The following is a 609-nucleotide window of genomic DNA, read 5'->3' on the forward strand; positions in this document are numbered from 1 at the left end:
CGGCCTCGTCACGGCGCAGGCCGAGAACATCTACGCGGTCGCCCCGAGCCCGCGCCTCGACCTTGCGGCACACTACGTCGTCGGAGGCCTGGCGCAGGCACTGACGGCGTGGCTCGACGGCACGGTCCCGATGGATCGCGACGACGTGATCGAGGAATGCACCGAGCTGCTGCTGACCATCTCGGTGCAACTGCGTAAGGATCAGTCGACGTAGAGCGCCTGTCCGGCCGGCCCCGAGCAGGTTGTTAACCTCTATCCGTGCTGCTCTCCGATCGTGACATCCGCGCCCAGATCGCTTCCGGTCATCTCGGCATCGACCCCTTCGATCCGGAACTCGTGCAGCCGTCGAGTGTCGACGTCAAGCTCGACAGCCTGTTCCGCGTTTTCAACAACACCCGCTACACCCACATCGACCCGGCGGAGCAGCAGGACGAACTGACGTCGCTGGTGCGGGTGCCCGAGGGTGAGCCGTTCGTGCTGCATCCCGGCGAGTTCGTGCTCGGGTCGACGATGGAGCGGTGCACCTTGCCGGCCGACCTCGCCGGTCGCCTCGAAGGCAAGTCGTCGCTGGGCCGGCTCGGCCTGCTCACACACTCGACGGCCGGTTTC

Annotated in this window: 1 protein-coding gene and 1 pseudogene; both read left to right on the forward strand. The window is 66.7% G+C overall.

Annotated elements, in window-relative coordinates; all coding sequences use genetic code 11:
- Positions 1–214: pseudogene (locus R1101_RS28945) on the forward strand (TetR/AcrR family transcriptional regulator); the annotation flags it as partial.
- 44 nt (positions 215–258) lie between these two features.
- A partial coding sequence (gene dcd / locus R1101_RS0125130; RefSeq protein ID WP_016935846.1) for a dCTP deaminase occupies positions 259–609 on the forward strand: 351 nt, incomplete at its 3' end.

Origin of the sequence: Rhodococcus sp. R1101 (assembly GCF_000278445.1) — a bacterium.
In the GTDB taxonomy this organism is placed as follows: domain Bacteria; phylum Actinomycetota; class Actinomycetes; order Mycobacteriales; family Mycobacteriaceae; genus Rhodococcus; species Rhodococcus gordoniae.